A 15,850-nucleotide genomic window follows, 5' to 3' on the forward strand; every position below is an offset into this window, starting at 1 on the left:
GCATCGGCAAGCGCCTTGGGCCTCTTGTGAGCGCGTCGCCAAACTTCTGATTTTGAAGCCACTCCCCGCGCGTCTGCTAGGTCCATAGTAGTTTGGTCTACGCAAAATCGGACGTGGCATTTTGCAACAAACCCAAGCCCTTATGGGGGTATTGAAGATTAGGTAATCAAACTAGTTTCCAAAGGTTGACGATCCGAGCATTCGAGGTATGAAGGTTCCGTGGTTCGTCGCTTCGCTTCAAGCGGGGCGATACTCGCTCCCGGACCACATTGTTGCTGTTCATCACCCACCAATTCGCATCCGGGAGAATCTACCGACGGCGTGTTTACGCTGGTCGAAGAGCGTATCCGTTTCCATCGGAAGGCTCTCCCAGAGGCGGATGTCCCATGCATCCCACCCCATGACCTACCGGACTGCTCTCCCAAGAGTTCGAACGCTGTTGCTGAATTCCTTCCTCGCGCTTGCGGGGATGATCGCGGCGCATGCCCAGTCAATCGTTCAAGAATACTATGTGCCCATGCCGGAAGCGCAGATCCGGCAGACCTTCTTGGCCTTGGCGCCGGGCACTGGGACCACCATGGACAGTACCGTCTCGCTGGTCGCAGCGGTGAGCGGGACCAAAATTGTCTATGACCAGTGGGAAGACGGCTACGAACTGAGCCTCGACAATCCGACGCAGTCGACGACCCAAGTTTGGGGGGATGGCAATGACGTGAACGGCAAGCCTCCGGGTTTTGCAACCGATCCAAACGGCTTGAGCTCCGGCGCTGTGATCGCCCTGCGCAACCAGATCGCGCTGCCTCGCAATCCGACGACGCTTCTCTACGATGGCCGTGACCGGGTGGGTGCGACGCGAGGCATCGTGATGACCCGTTCGGCTTGGGCGACTTCTCCCGGGGCGGTGCTGGCGGATGCCACCGAGGTCTACTCGACCATCGACTGGGGCAGCAATTTCATCATCCCTGTCGGCGAGAATGAGATTTTCCCGACTCCGTTGACTTCCTCGATGTTCGAGCTCTGCTCGCTCTTCGTGCAGGCATCCCAGCCGGGCACCACGGTGCAGATCGACAAGGATGCGAACGGCACTGCTGAAACCACGGTCACCCTGAATCAGGGCGAGACCTACTACATCGAGCGTGGCGTCTTGCGCGGCGCCACCGTGACCTCGTCGAAGCCGGTGCAGGTGGACATCATTACCGGCGATATCGGCGGCAACTATGAGAACCGCTGGTATACCGTGGCTCCCACCACCCAATGGGGCACCCGCTACTACAGCCCGGTGGGCACGGCCTCGAATGGCGATGACACCTACGTCTTCCTCTACAACCCGGACAGCGCGGCGATCTCGGTGAACGTCACCACTCGCGTCGGAGCCAGCACCATCAGCATCCCGGCGAAGAGCAACTACATCTACCTGATGCCCCAAGACTCGGGGGCGAGCTTCATCAATACCTCGAACAAGCCCTTCTACGCCATCGCCACCGTGGGTGCAGAACCTACGGCGAACAACGTACATGACTGGGGCTTCAGCTTGATTCAGGAAGCCGATCTCACCACCACTCTTTCCCTTGGCTGGGGACCGGGCAGCTCCGAGTCCGGCACGATTACCGTGAATGGCAACCCTGTGTGGGTGACTCCGGTGAAGGCCACCACCATCTACGTGGACTACAATGGCGACCGCCTCGGGTCGCTGACTGACCCCCTCGGCGGCAAATACGATGCCGCCTATACGCTTTCCGCGCTGCAGGTGCAGCGCCTCTTCGATCCTGACAAGGACCAGACGGGTATGCGTGTCTACACGCTGGATGGCACTTTGATCGCGGGCGCTTGGGGTCAGGATCCAGCCACGGCGGGTCCTGGCAATCCCTATCTGGATGCCGGCACCACCATCCCGGCCTTCCCTGTGCCGGTGGTTCGCAAGAACTCCGCTGTGGTCATCGACCCGACCAGCAACGGCCTCAGTATCGGTGATACCTTGGAATATTCGATCACCATGGACAATGCCGGACTCGTGGCTCTCGGCAACCTGCTCGTGATCGACGGTTTGCCCGCGCAGATCACCTATGTCGCAGGCAGCACGACGCGCGACGGAGTCGCCATTGCCGACAACACCCTCCCCGCCACGCCCTTCCCGCTGGATGCCAGCGGCTACAACGTGCCGATCCTGCCCCGCGGCCAGACGACGGTCTTCAAGTATCGCGCGGTCGTCAACGCAGCGGGTTCGATCAACAACACGGTGACGACCTCATACGCGGGCGTCACCTCCACCAATAGTGTCTCTGTTCCCGGTGGCGGCACCGCAGCCCAGATCAGCTTCAGCCTCGCAGGCGGCACTGCCACCACGACCTATGGGGCGGGGGATGGGATCTACGTGACTGTCACCGATCCCGATGCCAACACCAGCGCCACCACGGTGCAGACCATCACCGTGATCGTGAAGAACGCGACCACCGGCGACTACGAGACGATCACTCTCACGGAGACCGGCGTGAATACCGGAGTCTTTCGTAACACGGGTGCACCTCTGGCATCTTCCTCCGCGGCGGGGACCAATCCGAATGACAGCACGCTGAACGTCTTCCCTGGCAATAGCCTCACCGTCAGCTACACGGACCCAATCTACGGCGAGACCGCGAACACCACCGCGACCGTGACCGCCGGAACCGCGACGAAGATCCTTTACCTCGGCACGGATGCTTCCGGCACTTCCGGCCAGATCCTTGATCGTGTCGATCCGGCCAACCCGGTCGACACCACGGTCGCCAGCACTGCGGTGCTGAGCCCTTCTTCGACCATCGTCGCGGGAACCCCGAGCCTGGGGGCCTACGCCGGTCCGAACTCGGGCTCCACTGCCAGCGTGACCCTCAGCCACACCGTGGCAGCCGGGAATAACCGCCTGTTGCTCGTCGCGGTCAATTTCGAGGACGACAGCACTGCAGGGATGGCGATCAACTCGGTGAGCTATGGTTCACAGGCGATGACCTTGGTGGCCAGCCGAGCCTCCAGCCAGGAAGCGAATGCGCAGCTCTGGAGTCTGGTCGCTCCCGCCGCAGGCACTGCCAACGTTACGGTGAATATGACGAGCTTCGGCAATGCGGATGCTCTGCACGTCGCTGCCACCACCTTCACCGGTGTCAACCAAACCACTCCGCTCGGCGCGGCCGTCACTGCCACGGCCGCGACCAGTCCCGCGACCATCAGCGTCACGGGCGCGACCAACGAACTCGTCTTCGTTACCGCTGGCATTGATGATGCTCGCACCGCGACCATCGCCTCCAGCGGCCAGACCGCACTTTGGAATGCCCTTAGCGGTGTTTCGGAAAGCGACGGCATCCGCTCCGTCGGCAGCACCCGGGCTGGCACTGGCTCCGCGGGCACTTCGTCGTGGACCCTGGGAACCGCGGATGCCTGGGCTGCAATCGGCGTGCCGATCAAGCCGGCTACCGGCACGGCCACGGCGACCTTCACACAGAGCCCGGCTTATGCTGAGAGCTTCACCTTGCCCGCTGGCGCGGTGCTGGGTGCACAGACTTACTTCACCACCACCTCCGGCACCTTGAGTGGCACGGTGGCCGTGACTGCCACGCTGCGTTACGGTTCGACCACAGTTGCCACCAGCAGTTCGGCCAGCGCTGCCAGCGGGGTGATCACCTTCACCTTCCCGGCCTTGGCCAGCGCGGTGACGATCCCCTCCGGCCAAGCTCTCTCGATCGATATCTCCAGCGCGGTCGCCGGAGTCGGCTTCACCATCGACTACGACGCGAATACTAAGCCCTCGCGCATCACGCTGCCGACGACCACGGTGATTCACGTCGACTCGATCGGCGTTTACGATGCCCCGTATCCGAACGGAACGCTGGTCACGAGCCCCGCCAATGGCCAGACTCTCTACGTCCGCGCGACTGCTGGCGACCCCTTCGGCGCCTATGACATCACCAGCATGCCGCTGAGCATCGATGGTCCCGGCACGGCCGGCGACATCTCGGCGAACATGTCCGTAGTCACCGCGGCCACCACCGCTTCGTCGAAGACCTTTGAATACGAGTGGCGCACCGGCTCTACCACCGGCGCCTATCAGATCGTGGCCAACGCCAAGGAAGGCACGGAGAACACGATTTCCGCCTCGCGCTCGACCTCGGTGAATCTCAACTACCTCGATCTCGGCACCCCTTCCTCCGTCGAGTTCTTCAACACCGGCGGCAATAGCACGCTGACCTACGCTACCAACGAGTCGATCGTCATTCGGGTCACCGACCTTGACCAGAATATGGATCCGGCGGTCGCCGAAACGCTCACCGTCACCCTGACCAGCAGCACCGGCGATACTGAGGTCGTTACCCTCACCGAGACCGGCATCAATACCGGGATCTTCGCCGCCACCGTGCCGACCAGCTCGACGGTGGCCGGCACGAGCAACAACGGGACGCTCTATGCCATTGCCGGAAGTGCTCTCAGCGTGAGCTATGTCGATCCCACAGACTCTTCCGACACTTCCACCGACACCGCGACGATTCCGACTCCGACCGCGGTGGATGGCGTCTCGATCAGCAAGGTCCTCATCACCCCCGCTGGCGGTCAGGCGATCGTCGGCGAGTCCGTGCAGTATCGTTTGCGGGTGACGAACACCGGCGGTACCGCGCTTTCCAGTGCCACGGTCACGGATACCTTTCCAACCTCGAACCTAACCTACGTCTCCGCCAGCACCACGCCGACCAGCGTCTCCGGCGGCACGATCACTTGGTCGAATGTCGGTCCGTTGGCCCAAGGCCAGGCGGCCGAGATCTTCGTGAACTTCACCGCGAACGCCGCGGGTGGCACCGTGACCAACTCCGCGGCGGTCACTGCCGGCACCGCCAGTTCGAATAGCTCCGCAAACCTCACCATCACCCGCCCGCGAGTCACCGTCACCAAGACCGTGACCAGCCCGGCCACTGGCACAGCAGGGAAGGGCGACAACGTTGTCTTCAGCATTGCCGTGCAAAACAGCGGCACCACCGCGATCCCGAATCTTCCGTTGGAGGATCTCTACAGTGGTGACACCTTTGAATACGTCTCCGCCTCCTTGGCTCCGAATGCCACGGGCTCAGGGACTATCCTTTGGAACGATATCACTGGCAGCGGCAGTCTCGCGGTCGGCGCCACGCAGACCATCTCCGTAACCCTCAAGGTCAAAGGTCAGGCGAACCCCGCGACAAATACCGCAGCGGTCAACTACGCCACGGATTCGAACGGCAATTCCGTTCCCGGCTCCAGCGGCGTGGCCACCATTGTCACCACTGCCGCCAGCATCCGCGGCAGTGTTCTGGAAGACAAGGGCACTGCCGGCTTCGGTGGCGGCGATACTCCGCTCGCCGGGATAAACCTCTCGCTCTACACCGATCCGAATGCCGACGGTAATCCTGCCGATGGCACCTTGGTAGCGATCACCAGCACCTTGGCTGATGGCAGCTATGAATTCCTGAGCTTGGCACTGGGGAGCTATGTGGTGGTTGAGACCGATCCTACCGGCTTCAACAGCATTGCCGATACCCAAGGCGCGAACGACAACCGGATAGCGCTCACACTGACGACTTTCGCGGCCTCGACCGGGAACAACTTCCTCGATAAATACATCGATCCAGCGCTCTACGCGAACATCACCGGCCAGGTCCGCAACGATGCGGATGGCGACGGCGATCTGACTGATAGCGACACCGGCATCAGTGGCGTTACCATCGATCTCTACACCGACCCGAATGGCGACGGCAATCCGGTGGATGGCACCCTCTACGCCACCGCCACGACCAACGCTTCCGGCAACTACGCCTTCAACCTCGTGCCTCCCGGCACCTATGTGGTGGTGGAGACCGATCTTAGTGGCTACGCCAGCACTGGCGACAAGACCCTGCCTAACGACAACCGCGTGCCGGTGAATGCCGTTGCCTCCGTCACGAATAGCGGCAACGACTTCCTGGACACCAATACGCTGACCTTGCTTGGCACCATCGGTGACTCGGTCTGGGCAGATACGAACAACAACGGCATCTTTGACACCGCCACGGAGTCCGGCATTCCCGGTGTCAACGTGCAGCTCTATCGCTCCACCCAGACGCCCGGCACGGACACCCCGTATCGCATCACCAGCACAAATCTCAGCGGCATCTATTCCTTCGCGAACGTGCCTGCAGGTAGCTATCGGATCTATTTCCCGGCCTCGAACTTCGTCGCTGGCGGCCCCTTGGCCTCTGCGCCGCTCTCGTCGCAAATCACTGTCAATGGCGACAACCAGGTCAACAACGACGACAACGGCATCCAGACCGCTTCCGGGCAGCCGGTGAGCAGTCCAGTGATCGTGATCTCCGCGAATGAGACCGACAACACCGTCGACTTCGGCTTCGTCCCGAACAGCAGCATCGGTAGCATTGTCGGCACGGTCCTAGACGACACCAACAACGATGATGTCGGCGACACCGGCATCGCGGGTGTGACCCTCACGCTCTACACCGATCCGAATGGAGACGGCAATCCGGCCGATGGTGTCCAGATCGGCACGACCACCACTGCCGCAGATGGCTCTTATTCCTTCACCGGTCTCACCCCGCGCACCTACGTGGTGGTGGAGAGCCAACCTGCTGGCTACCTGAACGTCTCTGATAGTGACGGCAACAGTACCCTGAATGCGGTGGTCGTTGCGCTCGGAGCCGGGGCGAATGCTACCGCTTCCTTCGTGGAAGAACGCCCGGGAACCGTCACCGGCCATGTCTATCTCGATGCCAACGGCAACGGTAGCCAGCAAGGTGGGGAGGGGAATCTTTCCGGCATCCGCGTGGTGGTCACTGCTTCAGACAACTCGGTCCAGACCGTTACCACCGACCCGAGTGGCAACTGGACGGCCACCGTGCCGCCCGGCAGCACCTCGGCCAAGATCACGATTGCTGATCTCCCCTCCGGCTCCGCTCAGACCGAGGGCACCGATCCGACCGTGGTCGTGGTCACCGGTGGTGCCAGCATCAGCGCAGGCAATGACGGCTACTACCGCGCTGCCACCCTCACCGGTATCGTCTATCGCGACGTCAATGGCAACGGCAGCCAAGACGGCACTGATTCGGGACTCTCCGGCGTGACCGTTCGCATCACCGACATCCTCGGCGTGGTGCGCGATGTCACCACCAATAGCACCGGCTTCTGGACCGTCAGCGTGCCGCCGGGAGCCACCATCGTGGATGTGCTGGACCTTGCCGCGAACTTCCCGGTCGGTGGCATCCATCGTGAGGGCACCGATCCTGAGACCGTCACCGCGCTTGCGGCCACGACCGTCGACACCGGCAAGGACGGCTACTACTTCCCCGGCACCGTCACCGGCCACCTCTACCTCGATGTGAATGGCAACGGCACTCAGGACTCCGGCGAGTCGCCGCTTCCCGGTGTGGACGTCATCATCACTCCGAGCTTCGGCGCGGCCTTCCGTGTCACCACCGACTCCGCCGGAAATTGGACCGCCAGCGTGCCGCCCGGTGCCGGCACCGCCGATGTGGACGAACTCGATCCACAGTTCCCGTCCGGTTCGAATCACACCGAGGGCACGGATCCGACTGGCTTCACCGCTATCGCCGCCAGTTCCGTTTCCGGCGGCATCGATGGCTACTACGTTCCTGCCACGGTCGTCGGTCACATCTACCGCGACGTGAATGGCAACGGGGTGGAAGACAGCGGCGAACCCGGCCTGCCGAACGTCTCCCTGGTCATCACCAATAGCCTGGGCAACACCCAGACCGTCAATACGGATGCGAACGGCAACTGGAGCGCCACAGTGCCTCCCGGCAGCACCATCGCCGACATTGTCGATAGCGATCCTGACATCCCGACCGGTGCGATCCGGAAGGAAGGCACCGATCCGACCACGGTCATTGCCGTCGCTGGCACCACCGCGAATGCCGGCAAGGATGGCTACTACATCCCGGCCCAAGTGAGCGGCCACCTCTATTCCGACAATAACGACAATGGCATCGAGGACGCTGGCGACACTCCGGTCGCGAATATCGACATCATCGTCACCGATAGCACCGGCACCGTCCGCACCGTGAGCACGGATGCCAGCGGCAACTGGACCGTGAGCGTGCCGCCCGGCACCACGACTGCCCTGGTGGACGTCAACGATCCGCAGTTCCCCGCCGGTGGCACCTTCGCCCCGGGCACCAATCCTCAACAGACCACTGCCGTCGCGGGAACCGCCACGAACATTCCTGCCACCGGATTCCAAATCCTTGGAGTCGTCACTGGTCACCTCTACATCGACGTCAACAACAACCACACGCAGGGTCCCAACGAGCCGGGTCTTGCTGGGGTGAATGTCATCGTCACCGATTCCCTCGGTGCGATTCACACCATCGAATCGGATGCTTCAGGCAATTGGTCCGTGAGCGTGCCGCCCGGCAGCACCTCCGCGAAGGTCGATACCACCGATCCGCAATTCCCGGTGGGAAGTTCCCGCAGTGAAGGCAACGATCCTTCGGTTGTCACCGCCATTGCCGGTCAGACGGTGAGTGCTGGCAATGTGGGTTACTACATCGCCACCTCTGTCACTGGCACCATCTACGTCGACACCAACCACAACGGCAGCCGCGATCCGGGTGAGCCCGGCCTCGCCGGAGCCAGTGTGCTCGTGACCGACGTGAACAATGCGACCCGCACCGTGATCACGGATAGTGACGGCGTCTGGGTTGCCAGCGTGCCGCCCGGCAGCACCATCGCTACGGTTCAACAGACCGGCCCGGCTTTCCCGGCTGGATTCAGCCGCACGGAAGGAACGAGCACGGCCACCGTTATCGCGGTCAACGGCAGCCCGGCCAGCGTGCCGATCAATGGCTACTATTTCCCTGGCACCATCAGCGGCCATGTCTTCAGCGACACGAACGGCAACGGCATTGAGGACTCCGGCGAGCCGGGCCTTGCAAACATCACCGTCAATATCATCGACAGCCTCGGGAATACCCAGTTCGTCGTGACCAATGCGAGCGGCAACTGGACCGCCACCGTGCCGCCAGGCACCACCATCGTCGACATCGACAACGGCGACACTGACATCCCGTCCGGCTCCGTCCGCACCGGCGGCGTCGACCCGGTTACTATCACCGCGGTCTCCGGCGTGAATACTCCGGCGGGTGGGGGAGTTGGCTTCTATCAGGCCGCCACCGTCACCGGTCACCTCTACGTCGATACCAATGGCAACGGCACGCAGGACGGCAGCGAGCCGAACCTCGCCAATGTGAATGTCTTCGTAGCAGCTTCGAATGGCGGCACCCAGACCGTCTTGACCGACTCGAACGGCAACTGGAGCGCCAGCGTGCCGCCGGGCACTACCATCATCGATATCGACGAAACCGATGGCCAGTATCCCGCGGGCTCGACGCAGACTCAGGGCACGAATCAGACCACAGTCATCGCGGAGGCCGGTGTCATCAAGTCCAGCACGCCCGCCGGCTTCTTCATCCCGGCAGTGATCACCGGCCACCTCTACCTTGATCTGAATGGCAACGGTCAGCAGGACTTCGTGGTCCACGATCTGGCCAACGTGAACATCATCATCACCGATTCGAACGGGAACACCCAGATCGTGGTGACTGACTCGAACGGCAACTGGAGCGCCACCGTTCCACCGGGCCTGACGAGCGCCAAAATCGACAACACCGACCCGCAATACCCCGCCGGTTCGGTGATCACTCAAGGTGCGATCACTACCAATATCAACGCGGTCGCCGGTTCCACCACCGGCAGCACGCCGGTAGGCTTCCACTTCCCGGCCACCATCACCGGTCATCTCTACATCGATACGAACGGTAACGGCACCCAGGATTCCGGAGAGCCGGATCTTGCGAATGTCGATGTGCTGGTCACCAGCTCGATCAATAATACCCAGACGGTCACCACGAATGCGAACGGTAACTGGACGGCCATCGTGCCGCCGGGCAATACCATCGCGAAGGTCAGGGAAACCGATCCGGACTATCCCACCGGCTTCCTTCATCGGGAAGGGGACGACCCAACCATCGTCAACGCGACGGCTAGCACCACCACCTTCGCAGGCAACGACGGTTTCTATCAGCCGGGCACCGTCAGCGGCCACCTCTTTGTCGACACGAATGGCAATGGCGTTGAAGACCCGGGTGAGCCCGATCTCGCGGATGTCGATATCCTGATCACGGACTCGAATGGCAATACCCAGACTGCAACCACCGGTTCGGATGGCAATTGGATCGCCACGGTCCCGCCAGGCAACACCATCGTGGATATCGTCGATAGCGATCCGCAGATCCCCTCGGGAGCCGTGCGCACCACTCCCGGCACGGATCCGGTGACGGTTCCAGCCGTGGCTGGCATCGATACCCCGGCGGGCGATGCTGCCGGCTTCTATCAGGCCGGTTCTGTCACAGGCGTCCTCTACTTGGACACGAATGGCAACACCACCCTCCAGAATGGTGAGCCGGGTATCCCGAACGTGAATGTCCGGGTCACCGATAGTCTCAACAACGTCCATGTGGTGGTCACTGATGCCAATGGCGTCTGGACCGCCAGCGTGCCGCCGGGCACCACCACCGTGGCGATCGATACCACCGATCCCGACTTCCCGGCAGGCGTCAGCCTCACCGATGGCACTGAGCCCACCACCGTCACCGCTCAGGCAGGTCAGTCCGTGGACGCAGGCCGAGATGGCTACTACCTCCCTGCCATCGTCACCGGCCTCGTCTATCGCGATGTCAATGGCGATGGCGCGCAAGGCAGTGGCGAACTCGGCATCCCGAATGCAATCGTCCGCATCACGGATAGCACCGGCGCCACCAAGGACGTCATCACCAATAGCGCAGGCATCTGGACCGCCAGCGTGCCACCTGGCGAAACCATCGCCGACGTGCTGAATCTCGACGCCACCTTCCCGGAGGGCGGCGTCCACATCGAGGGTTCTGATCCGACCTTCTTCACCGCGGTGGCTGGCAGCACGACTAACGCGGGCAAGGACGGTTACTATTTCCCGGCTACTGTCACTGGTCGCGTCTTCTTCGATACGAATGGCAACGGCACCGAGGAAAGCGGCGAGCCGGGTCTGTCCGATATCAACGTCATCATCACCGATAGCAACAGCCGGCAGCAGATCGTTGTGACCGACTCGACCGGCACTTGGACCGCCAGCGTGCCGCCTGGCAGCACCCAGGTGAAGGTGGACGAGAGCGATCCGCAGTATCCTGCTGGTACCAGCCAATCCGCCGGCACGGACCCGAGCTCCGTGAATGCTGTGCCCAATGCGGTGACCTCCGCGGGCCTCGATGGCTACTACACCGCCGCCACTCTCACTGGTATTGTCTACCTTGATACCAATGGCAACGGCAGCCGTCAGGTTGCTGAGAACGGCATCGCCGGTGTCTCGGTGACCATCACGGATGTGCTCGGCATGCCTCGCACCGTGACGACCGATAGTAATGGCCGCTGGACCGTAAGCGTCCCGCCGGGCGCCGCGACCATCGACGTGCTTGAAGGCAGCGGCTCGATCCCCCTCGGCGCGACCCGCACGCAAGGCAGCGATCCGCGATCGGCCACAGCACTGGCTGGCTCGACTGTGGATACGGGCAACGACGGCTTCTACCTCGCCGCCGTGGTTAACGGCCACCTCTACGTGGACAACGATGGCAATGGAACGGAAGGCCCCGGCGACACGCCGCTGGCAGGTGTCGATGTCATCGTCACCGATAGCAACGGCAATCCGCATATCGTCACAACCGATGCCAGCGGCAACTGGACCATCAGTGTTCCGCCGGGAGCTACGACGGTTCTCGTGGATGTGAATGATCCGCAGTTCCCGGTTGGTGGCACTCCGGCCACGGGCACGAATCCGACCACCGTCACTGCCACCACGGCAGGTTCGACGAATATTCCGCCCACCGGCTTCCGCATCCTCGGCACCATCACCGGCCACCTCTACATCGACACGAACGGGAACGGCACCCAAGACCCCGGCGAGCCGAATCTCGCGGGTATCAGTGTGCTGATCACCGATTCGCAGAGCAACACGCAGATCGTCGAGAGCGATGGCACTGGCAATTGGACTGCCAGCGTGCCGCCCGGCAACACCACGGCGGATGTTCAAGAAAGCGACCCACAGTTCCCGGGCAATAGCCCCGAGCATCGCGAGGGCGACGACCCGACCACGGTCACGGTCATTGCCGGCCAGACTGCGAACGGCGGCACCGATGGCTACTACATCGCCACCTCCGTCACCGGCACGGTCTACAACGACCTCAACAACAATGGCACCCGCGACTCCGGCGAACCCGGAGTGGCAGGCGTGACCGTGAAAGTCACCGACTCGGTGAACCACGATCAGTTCGTTCTTACTGATTCGAATGGTGTCTGGGTAGCCAGCGTGCCGCCGGGCAGTGTCCTCACGGATATTCTCGAAACCGATCCGGTCTTCACCTCCGGTTTCGTCCGCAGCGAGGGCAGTGGGAATGACTCGCTGACTACCGCTCCAGGCGCCCCGGTGTCTGCGGATCTCACCGGCTACTACTTCCCGGGTAGCATCAGCGGCCACCTCTACCTCGATGTGAATGGCAACGGGCAGCAGGACGGCACCGAGCCGGATCTCGCCGACATCGACGTGCTCATCCACGATAGCACCGGTGGCATCACCACGGTCGCGACCAATGGAACTGGCGATTGGACGGCTTCCGTTCCATCCGGCCCGGTCGGCGTGGAGGTGGATAAGACCGATCCTCAGTATCCGGCGAATTCGCAGCAGACGCAGGGCAATGCCTTCACCAATACCACCGTCCTGCCCGGCCAGACGGCCGATGGCGGCACCAATGGCTACTTCGTCCCGGCCTTCGTCACCGGCCACCTCTTCAAGGATGTGAACGGCAACGGAGTGCAGGACGACGGTGAGCCGGACCTCGCCGGAGTGAATGTCTTCGTTCTCGGCTCGAATGGCGCGCTCATCACCGTGGAGACCGACTCGAACGGCAACTGGATCGCCAGTGTGCCACCGGGGCCGACCCTGGTGGATGTGGACGAGACCGATCCGCAGTTCCCTGCGGGTGGTGTCCTCACGGCCGGACTGCCACAGACCACCGTCACCGCCATCGCGGGCGGCACCGTAGGCGCTGGCACCTTGGCCTACTTCGTGCCTGCGGCCATCAGCGGTCACCTCTATCTCGACCTGAATGGCAACGGGGTGCAGGACTTCGTGATCCACAACCTTGCCAACGTCGATGTCATCATCACGGACGCGAATAACCGGACCTTCCGTGTCACCACGGATTCCAACGGTAACTGGACGGCCACCGTGCCTCCGGGACCGGCCACTGCCACGGTTGACTCCAGCGATGCGGAATATCCCTCCGGCTCGGTGATCACCCAGGGTTCCCTTACCACTGCCTTCACCGCGGTGGCGAATAGCCCCACCCCAACTAGTAGCACACCGGTCGGCTTCTTCTTCCCGGCGATCGTCACCGGTCACCTCTATGTCGATACAAATGGCAACCACATCCAGGATTCCGGCGAGCCGAGCCTCACGGGCGTGGACGTATTCGTCACCAGTGCGATCAACAACACCCAGACCGTGAGCACCGATGAACACGGCAACTGGCACGCCATCGTTCCTCCGGGCACAACAACGATCGACATCGACAACGCCGATCCGGACTACCCGACAGGCTACACCCAAACTGAGGGCAGCGACCCTTCCCAAGTTACCGCGGTGGCCACCCTCGAGACCTTCTCGGAGAACGATGGCTTCTACCTGGCTGGCACCGTGAGCGGTCACGTCTATGCCGATACCAATGGCAATGGCGACCAGGATTCCGGCGAGCCGGATCTGCAAGGCGTCTCGATCCTGATCACCGATGTGAATGGTGCCTCCCAGACCGTCATCACCAATGCCAGCGGCATCTGGACCGCCACCGTCCCTCCGGGCCTGACCACCGCCAATGTGATTGAAGCCGGCGGACCGATTCCTGCGGGAGCGATCCACAAGGAGGGCACTGATCCGGTCACGGTCACCGCATCTGCGGGCAACGATGTCTTCACCGGTGACAACGGCTACTTCACGCCGGGCAGCATCAGCGGTTTCGTCCGGGTGGATACCAATGGCGACGGCACGCCGGACCTTCCGCTGGCAGGGGTCACCATCGGCCTCTTCGATACCGAAGGCCACGGACTCGCCATGACCACCACGGGTGCTGACGGCAGCTATGTCTTCAACGGCATCGCCCCGGGCAACTACGTGATCGTAGAGCTCCAACCCACCGGCTATCTGAGTGTCTCTGATAGTGATGGTGGTGATCTGGACAACATCGGTGACGTGACCCCGATCGTGGTCACCGCCGGTGCCACCGTGGGCAACCGCAACTTCCTGGAGCGTCCAATCAAGACCCCGAACACCTTCGGCGGGTGGCAAACCGCGAATCCGCTTGGCGGCAACAACGGTCCGGCTGGCAACCCCGACGGCGACCTTTCGAACAACCTGATCGAATACGCCTTCGGGACCGATCCGGCCAATGGCTCGGGCAGCCCCTTCTGCCTGGTTCCATCGCTGACCAGCTCTACCGCGATCGATGCAGTCTACACCCGCACCGCTGGCGGTCCACTCGATCTGACCTATGAACTTCAGTTCGTCTCCAGCCTCGTGCTCTCGCCTGGCGGCTGGTCCACGGTCGCGCTCACGCCTGCCAACTTCACCATCACCGACAATGGCGATGGCTCCGAGACGGTCCGCATCCTCGATCTGCAGGCTCTGACGGGCTCTCCGAATGCGGGCTTCGTTCGCATCCGTGTCAGCCTGGATGCAGACCACAACAGTGTCTTCGAAGCACAAGCCGTCACCGAGACCGGTGGTTGGGTTGGCACGAGCTGGGGTACCGAGTGCGTGACCTACAGCAATCCCTTCATCTCCTGCCCGAGCTTCTCCGGCGTGATCGATGCGGTGAACGGTCAGCAGCTCAGTCTGACGACATCAGCTCCCGGACTGAATCTCGCCACCGTCCTGCCGCCGGGCGCTGCCTATTACATCGAGGTCACGTCTGGCGATTGGGCCGGCCACCGCTTCGACGTTACCGGCACTGGCCCGTCCTCGCTCACACTGGCGAATGATGCTAACCTCTTCGCGGGCAGCGTGCCCTTCAATACGCTCACCGGCGCCCTGCCGGCCAGCCTCGCGGGAGACAGCTTCGTGATCCGCACCCACTGGACGCTCGGGAATATGTTCCCGGTCGAGTCCTTCACCGGCTCCGCCAGCCAGGAAACGGCCGATCAGGTCCAGACCTTTGCCAATGGCGTCTACACCACCTACTGGCTCTACGACAATGGCACGTCCAAGCGTTGGGTCCGCGTGGGTGATGCTGACCTTGCCGATCAGGACACCACCATCGTCCCGGCAGAGCAGGGGACCTTCATCAAGTGCCTCAATGCCCCGGGCTCGATGCTCGCCTACGGCAAGGTTCGCGCGAATGACTTCGTGCTGCCCATGGCCGCTGGCAATAACCTCGTCCGTGGCGGTTACCCACTCGATGAGTCCCCGGTCTCCCGCGGCATGACCATACCGAATGGCTACGATGGCGACCGCGACTTCAAGAAGGCGGATGAGATCTTCATCTGGCGCGGTGATATTGTCTCCGGCAGCAGCGGCTATGATACTTACTTCCTGCTAGATACCGCACCGCGCACGCCGCTGATCCAGCGTTGGGCGAAGGTGGGCGATGCCACGCTGCAGTCGCAGGATTCCACCCTCCTGTTCAAACGAGACCACAGTGCATTCATCAAGCTGAATGCCCCGCTGCCATCCCACCGGATCACACGTCCGTGGCAGCCCTGAACAAACACCCCTTAA

General features: G+C 62.4%; 1 protein-coding gene. It reads left to right on the forward strand.

The genetic code is table 11. The annotated features are described in order from the left end of the window. The first annotated feature begins 400 nt into the window (after positions 1-400). The gene (locus tag BV071_RS01635) at positions 401-15,835 is read left to right on the forward strand and encodes an SdrD B-like domain-containing protein (RefSeq protein ID WP_265593943.1); all 15,435 of its coding nucleotides are present in this window, start codon (positions 401-403) and stop codon (positions 15,833-15,835) included. Positions 15,836-15,850 lie beyond the last annotated feature (15 nt).

This window comes from Haloferula sp. BvORR071 (assembly GCF_000739615.1).
Taxonomy (GTDB): Bacteria; Verrucomicrobiota; Verrucomicrobiia; order Verrucomicrobiales; family Akkermansiaceae; genus Haloferula.